This window comes from Jiangella anatolica (genome assembly GCF_003236295.1).
Lineage (GTDB): Bacteria > Actinomycetota > Actinomycetes > Jiangellales > Jiangellaceae > Jiangella > Jiangella anatolica.
In genome coordinates, this window is sequence record NZ_POTW01000005.1 from 117,834 (window position 1) to 123,925 (window position 6,092).

Sequence of the window (6,092 nt, forward strand, 5' to 3'; positions counted from 1 at the left end):
CCGAACGTGATCATTCCGGGGTCAGTGGGCGGCCTTGGCGGCGAGGGCGCGGAGCTCGGTGACGGCGGCGGCGGCGTCTTCGGCGCCGTAGACGGCGGACCCGGCGACGAACACGTCGGCCCCGGCGTCGGCGCAGCGCTCGATCGTCTCCGCCGACACGCCACCGTCGACCTGGATCCAGACGTCCAGGCCGGACCGCGACACCAGCTCACGCGCCCGCCGGATCTTCGGCAGGCACACGTCCAGGAACGCCTGCCCGCCGAACCCAGGCTCGACCGTCATGACCAGCAGCATGTCGATCTCGGGCAGCAGGTCGGCCCAAGGCTCGACAGGGGTCGCCGGCCGCAGCCCCACACCGGCCCGGGCGCCGAGCCGGCGCAGCTCACGGGCCAGCCGGACCGGCGCAGCGGCCGCCTCGGCGTGGAACGTGACGTTGTGCGCACCCGCCTCGGCGTACCCGGGCGCCCACCGATCCGGCTCGTCGATCATCAGGTGGCAGTCGACCGGCCGGTCCGTGCGGGCCAGGATCGCCTCGACGACCGGCAGGCCGAGCGTCAGGTTGGGGACGAAGTGGTTGTCCATGACGTCGACGTGCACGAGCTCGGCGTCGCCGAGGCGGGCGATCTCGGCCTCGAGGTTGGCGAAGTCCGACGACAGGATGCTCGGCGCGATCTGAATCCCCACGAGCGCTCAGGCTACCCGCGTCCCATGATCATCAATGATCCAACCACCCATAGGGGGTTGGATCATTGATGATCATGGGGCAGCGCGCCGAAGCACGACCAGGGCCTGGACGGCGGCGGCCACGACCATCAGCGCGCCGACGACGCTGGTCACCTCGACGGCCCGGGTGAAGGCCGACTCGGCGGCCGTCACCAGCGCGGATCCCGCCGGCGTGGGCAGCGACCCGGCGACGTCGACCGCACCGCCCAGCGTCTCCCGCGCCTGCGACAGCACGTCGCCGGAGACCCCGCTCACCGGGCCGAGCGACGACGCGTACACCGCGGTGAGCAGGCTGCCCAGCACCGCGGTGCCCAGGCCCCCGCCCACTTCGTACGCCGTCTCCGACACGGCCGCGGCGGCGCCGGCCCGGGCCGGGTCGACGGCGCTCATGATGACGTTGTTGGTGATCGTCTGCACCAGCCCGACACCGCCGCCGACCAGCACGAACGCCACCATCACCAGCTCAGCCCCGTACCCGCGGCCGGCCAGCACCATCAGCGCGAACCCGGCCGCCACGACCAGCAGCGCGCCGAACAGCAGGTACGGCATGGGCAGCCGGCGCATCAACGGCACGGCCGCCAGCCCGGTCACGATCGCCAGCGCCAGCCCGGGCAGCAGCACCAGACCGGACCGCAGCGGCGCCATGCCCAGCACGATCTGCAGATACTGCGTCATGAAGAACAGCGCGCCGATCATCGCGAACGTCGTCAGCAGGTTCGTGAGGACCGACGCCCGGAACGCCGGCCGCTCGAACAGCCCGAGGTCCAGCAGCGGCGTCTCCAGCTGCCGCTGCCGCCGGACGAACGCCACCCCGACCAGCACCCCTGCCGCCAGCGCGAGGCCATACCCGAACGACGGCCCGTCCGCGAGCCCCTTGATCCCGTACACCGCCAGCAGCATCGCCACCAGCGACAACGCGGCGCTGGGCAGGTCGTACCGTCCGGGTGCGGGGTCGCGCGACTCCGGCACCAGGAACGGCGCGAAGATCAGCAGCAGCGCCAGCACCGGCAGCGCTACGAGGAACACCGAGCCCCACCAGAAGTGCTCGAGCAGCCAGCCGCCCAGGATCGGCCCGAGCGCGGCGCCGGCGGAGAACATCGTGGCCCAGATCGCGATGGCCAGCGTCCGCTGCCGCACGTCGTGGAAGATGTTGCGGATGAGCGAGAGCGTCGACGGCATCAGCGTCGCACCGGCCACGCCGAGCAGCGCCCGCGCGGCGATCAGCATCTCCGGCGACGTCGAGTACGCCGCCAGCGCGGACGCCAGGCCGAACGCCGTCGCGCCGGCCAGCAGCAGCTTGCGCCGGCCGATCCGGTCCCCCACGGTGCCGGCCGTCACCAGCAGCCCGGCGATCATGAAGCCGTACACGTCGACGATCCACAGCAGCTGGGTGCCGCTCGGCGCGAGGTCCGAGCTCAGGTGCGGGACGGCGAAGCTGAGCACCGTCATGTCGACCGAGATGAGCAGCACGGGCAGCAGCAGCACGACGAGTGCGCCCCACTCCCGCGGACCGGCCAGCACCCGCTCGCGCTCCGTCGTCGTCATCGCACACCCTCCGCGGTAAGCTAAACCGTCCAGACGGTACAGTAACACCGTCAGAATCGAGGTTCATCCCCCATGCCGCGCCCTTCTTCCCGCGATCGCATCCTCGACGCGCTGGAGCGCATCCTGGTCGACACCGGCCTGCACGCGGTCACGCTGGAGTCCGTCGCCGAGAAGGCCGGCGTCTCCAAGGGCGGCCTGCTCTACCACTTCCCCAGCAAGGAAGCGCTGATCACCGGGCTGGCCCGGCGGCTGGCCGAGGCGGTGGAGGCCGAGTTCGAGCAGGCGGTGCGCTCGGACGACGTCGTGGACTTCTTCCTGCGCACGTCGGTGCCGTCGTCGCAGGACGGCGCCGTGTACTGGTCGCTGCTGGCCGCGCTGCGCACGAACGACGTCGCCAGCGAGGAGGCCCGCCGGCTGGTGATGTACTGCTTCATCCGCTGGGCGGAGATCCTGCGCGAGCACGTCGAGGACCCGGTGACGGCCGAGATCGTCCGCCTGGTCGGCGACGGGCTCTACCTCAGCGCGCTGGCCGGACTGCCGATGCCGGACCCCGCCCTGCTGGACGAGCTCCGGCACCGGCTCACCCGCGATGCAGGCGCGCAGCGGACCTAGGAGACGACCGCCGGCTCGACGTCGACCGGGAGCCGCGTCTCCTGTTGCCGGCTGACGGCCGCCGCGACCAGACCCGCGAACAACGGGTGCGGACGGGTCGGCCGCGACTTCAGCTCCGGGTGCGCCTGGGTGGCGACGAAGAACGGGTGCACGTCGCGGGGCAGCTCGACGAACTCGACCAGCGTGCCGTCGGGCGACGTGCCGGACACGACCAGCCCGGCCTTGACGATCCGGTCGCGGTGCTCGTTGTTCACCTCGTAGCGGTGCCGGTGCCGCTCGGTGACCCGGTTCGCGCCGTACAGCTCCCGGACGACCGAGCCCTCCGCCAGCACCGCCGGGTACGAGCCCAGCCGCATCGTGCCACCGAGATCGCCCTGACCTGACACGATGCCCTTCTGGTCCTCCATCGTCGCGATGACCGGCTCGGGCGTGTCGGGATCGAACTCGGCCGAGCTGGCCTGCACCAGGCCGGCCTCGGAGCGGGCGTACTCGATCACCATGCACTGCAGCCCCAGGCACAGCCCGAGCGTCGGCAGCTGGTGCTCGCGGGCGTAGCGGATCGCGCCGATCTTGCCCTCGATGCCGCGGATGCCGAACCCACCCGGGATCACGACGCCGTCGACGTCGCCGAGCCGGGCCGCCGCGCCCTCGGGCGTCTCGCACTCGTCCGACGGCACCCAGCGGATGTGCACCTTGGCGTCGTTGGCGAAGCCGCCGGCCCGCAGCGCCTCGGTCACCGACAGGTAGGCGTCGGGCAGGTCGACGTACTTGCCGACCAGGGCGACGGTGACGTCGTGGCGCGGGTGGTGCACGCGGCGCAGCAGCTCGTCCCACGCCGTCCAGTCGACGTCGCGGAAGGACAGCCCGAGCCGCTTGACGACGTAGGCGTCCAGGCCCTCGGCGTGCAGCACCTTCGGGATGTCGTAGATCGACGGGGCGTCGACGGCGGCCACGACGGCCTCGGCGTCGACGTCGCACATCAGCGAGATCTTCTTCTTCACGCTGGGCGGGATCGGCCGGTCGGACCGGCAGACGATCGCGTCGGGCGTGATGCCGACCTGGCGCAGCGCCGCGACGGAGTGCTGCGTCGGCTTCGTCTTCAGCTCGCCCGACGGCGCCAGGTACGGCACCAGCGAGACGTGCAGGAAGAAGCAGCGGTCGCGGCCGACGTCGTGGCGGACCTGCCGCGCGGCCTCGAGGAACGGCAGCGACTCGATGTCGCCGACGGTGCCGCCGATCTCGTGGATGACGACGTCGACGTCGCCCTCCCCGATGGCGATCATGCGGTCCTTGATCTCGTTGGTGATGTGCGGGATGACCTGGACGGTGTCGCCCAGGTACTCGCCGCGCCGCTCCTTCGCGATGACGTCGGAGTACACCTGGCCGGTGGTGACGTTCGCGGACTTGTTGAGGTCGCGGTCGAGGAACCGCTCGTAGTGGCCGACGTCGAGGTCGGTCTCGGCGCCGTCCTCGGTGACGAACACCTCGCCGTGCTGGAACGGGTTCATCGTCCCGGGGTCGACGTTGAGGTACGGGTCGAGCTTCTGCATCGTGACCCGGAGACCCCGGGCCGTGAGCAGGCTCCCCAACGAGGAGGCGGTGAGCCCCTTACCGAGGGAGGAGGCGACTCCTCCGGTCACGAACACATGGGTAGTCGGCTGCAAGGCCAAGAGGGGCTCCCGTGGTCAATCCGTCAACGAACGGTTCGGCGACGAAACGCTGAACCTTTGCTCCACGGACCTCCAGCCTAACAGTCCCCGGGCACCGGCCGGGCCGACTCGCCGCAGCCCGCTGTTCGCCGTCGCAGAACTTGATGAGATCTTTCTCCGATCGGGGTGGCTTGCCGATCTTGATCCGGTACGTTTGGCTTCGGCCACTTTCCCCCGTGGTGGCCACCGCCCCCGCCGGACTCGCGGCTGGCGGGGGCGGACCAAGCCTGCGTCAATGCCCGGCGAGGTCCCGGCACAGATCGGCGACCAGCCGGGCGTTGTCGTCCTCGTCCGGCCAGTCCGCGGCGGTGCGGCGGCCGCGCTCGCCCAGCTCGGCCCGCGCCCGTGGGTCGTCGAGCAGCGTGTCGACGGCGTCCGCGACGGCCTGGACGTCGCCCACGGGGACGACCTTCGCCCCGTCGCCGACCAGCTCCGGCACGCCGCCGGCCGCCGTCGTCACCACCGCCAGACCCACCTGCATGGCCTCCTGGATCACCAGTGGGCGGCCCTCCCAGACCGACGTGAGCACGTACAGGTCGGCGGCGGCCAGCAGGTCCGGGACGTCGGAGCGACGGCCGAGCAGCCGCACCGGCAGGTCGTCGCGCGCGATGTCGGCATTCAGCTCGTCCTCCAGCGGCCCGTCGCCGGCGACGACGACGAGGGGTTGCGGTTCACGGTCCCGCCAGCGGGCCGCCGCGGCCAGCAGCACGTCCAGCCCCTTCTGCTCGGCCAGCCGGTTGACGGCGAGCAGCAGCGGCCGGTCCCCCGCGCCCAGCTCGGCCCGGACGGCGGCCGCGTCGCGCTCGGCGGGCTGGACCCGGGGGGCGGCGACGGGTGCCAGACGGACGTCCGCCGCGCCCAGTTCACGCGCCCGGGCGACCAGGTCGGACGAGACGCCGAGCGTGACGTCGGCCCGACGGGCGGCCAGCTTCTCCAACTGCCCGATCAGCACCCGCTTCGGACCGGTCACGAGGACGGCGTTGTGCCACGTCGCCAGCAGCGGCACCCGGCCGTCGCGGCGTCGGCCCAGCGCCAGCCCGGACAGCGCGGCCGCCCGGAACCCGTGCGCGTGCACGACGTCGGTGGCGCGGAAGGCCCGGCGCAGCGCCAGGACGGCGGCCAGGTCGGCCGGTGGGTTCGGCGCGCTGCCGATCCGGACCGGCGCGAACCGAGCCCCGGCGCCGACGAAGTCGAACCGGTCCTGCGTCTCCTGCGGGCCGGCGACGCCGACCTCGATGCCGAGTCCGCCCAGCCGCTCCACCAGCGACCGGACGTGCATGCCGACGCCCCCCGCCGTCATGCCGACGACGATCGTCAGCCTCATCCTCGCTCCTCCGTCCCCGCTCCCATGATCATCAACCTTCTCGGTCGTCATGGGCAGGCTCAAGTGGTGGTTGCAACGAGCAGCTGGTTGAGCCGCTGGGCTGGAGTCTGCCAGTTCAGGGTGTGGCGGGGGCGGGTGTTGAGTTGGTCGGCGACGGTGTCGAGGTCGGCCTGGGTGAG

General features: G+C 72.0%; 5 protein-coding genes and 1 pseudogene. 1 reads left to right on the plus strand and 5 read right to left on the minus strand.

The features are described from left to right. Nucleotides 1-21: 21 nt before the first annotated feature. Both rpe and C1I92_RS03500 read right to left on the minus strand, forming a co-directional pair. Nucleotides 22-684: a ribulose-phosphate 3-epimerase gene (gene rpe / locus C1I92_RS03495; protein WP_111253273.1), complete on the minus strand. Its 663-nt coding sequence runs from the start codon at nucleotides 682-684 to the stop codon at nucleotides 22-24. 72 nt (nucleotides 685-756) lie between these two features. Further along, on the minus strand, nucleotides 757-2,268 hold the full coding sequence (locus C1I92_RS03500) for an MFS transporter (protein ID WP_111253274.1): 1,512 nt from the start codon (nucleotides 2,266-2,268) through the stop codon (nucleotides 757-759). Between the two features lie 72 nt (nucleotides 2,269-2,340). Between C1I92_RS03500 and C1I92_RS03505 the strand changes: the two genes are divergently transcribed. After that, a complete protein-coding gene (locus C1I92_RS03505) occupies nucleotides 2,341-2,880 on the plus strand; it encodes a TetR/AcrR family transcriptional regulator (protein WP_111253275.1) in 540 nt (179 codons plus the stop codon). Here the strand turns inward: C1I92_RS03505 and pyrG are convergent. The 3 genes and pseudogenes from pyrG to C1I92_RS34745 all read right to left on the minus strand — a co-directional run. Next, a complete protein-coding gene (pyrG, locus tag C1I92_RS03510) occupies nucleotides 2,877-4,550 on the minus strand; it encodes a CTP synthase (protein WP_199520915.1) in 1,674 nt (557 codons plus the stop codon). The genes C1I92_RS03505 and pyrG overlap by 4 nt on opposite strands. A 271-nt stretch (nucleotides 4,551-4,821) precedes the next feature. Further along, nucleotides 4,822-5,913, minus strand: coding sequence for a glycosyltransferase family 4 protein (locus C1I92_RS03515; protein ID WP_111253277.1), 1,092 nt, complete (start codon nucleotides 5,911-5,913; stop codon nucleotides 4,822-4,824). A gap of 59 nt (nucleotides 5,914-5,972) precedes the next feature. Then, nucleotides 5,973-6,092: pseudogene (locus C1I92_RS34745) on the minus strand (IS30 family transposase); the annotation flags it as partial.